Source organism: Oleiphilus sp. HI0128, assembly GCF_001635365.1.
Window position 1 is genome coordinate 1 of record NZ_LWGG01001616.1, and the last position, 920, is coordinate 920.

At 44.6% G+C, this 920-nt stretch carries 1 protein-coding gene; it reads left to right on the forward strand.

All coding sequences use genetic code 11. From position 1 onward, the window contains the following. On the forward strand, positions 1-813 hold an 813-nt coding region (locus A3763_RS26370), incomplete at its 5' end, for a 3'-5' exonuclease (RefSeq protein ID WP_197483161.1). Positions 814-920: the final 107 nt, after the last annotated feature.

A 920-nucleotide genomic window follows, 5' to 3' on the forward strand; every position in this document is an offset into this window, starting at 1 on the left:
GCAGCATTTCTTCGGGTAGTCAACGTACCACGCAGAGAGATCGGCCCCTCAACCTTGGAGAAACTCGGAAATTATTCGACTGAGCGACATATTAGTTTGAATCAGGCTGTCGGTGAAATTGGTTTGGAACAAGTGTTGAGTGGTAAGGCGCTGGATCGGGTCAGGCGCTTTAGCGATTGGTTACGAAAAACAACGGAACGTTGTTATCAGGAAGATCCGATACCTGTGATCAAGCAGTTGTTTACCGATATTGAGTATGATCAATGGCTGTACCAAAACTCTAATACGCCAAAAGCGGCTGAGAAACGTATGGAGAATATCTGGTACTTGGTTGATTCGTTAAAAAATATGATCGACGCCGATAAAGGCACAGCGGATGAAATTGGTATAGAAGAAGCGGTTTCCAAATTGATCCTTCGAGATATGCTGGAGCAACAAGAAGAAGAGGATGATAGCGATAAGGTGCACATGCTTACGCTTCATGCCTCGAAAGGTCTTGAATTTCCACATGTTTTTATCATGGGGCTTGAAGAAGAATTATTGCCGCATAGAAACAGCATTGAAGAAGATAACATCGAAGAAGAGCGCCGCCTGATGTATGTGGGCATCACAAGAGCCCAGCGGACTTTAGCATTGACTTATGCTGCAGCACGAAAACAATATGGCGAGAAAATAGAAACCATTCCTAGTCGCTTTTTAGATGAAATTCCCGAAGATGACTTGCAGTGGGAAGGTGGCGAGCAAAAAGATAAAGAGCTTGTGCAGAAAAAGGGCAATCAAACTCTTTCGGCGCTTTTAGATGGCCTCAAGTAAATATTACTGATTACTTTTGGCCGACGCTAGGGTTGGCGAGCTGTGGTCGCCATTCCCACCATTCATGTTCGCCTTCCGGTGTACTTTCTTTGGTTTTATAGACATCC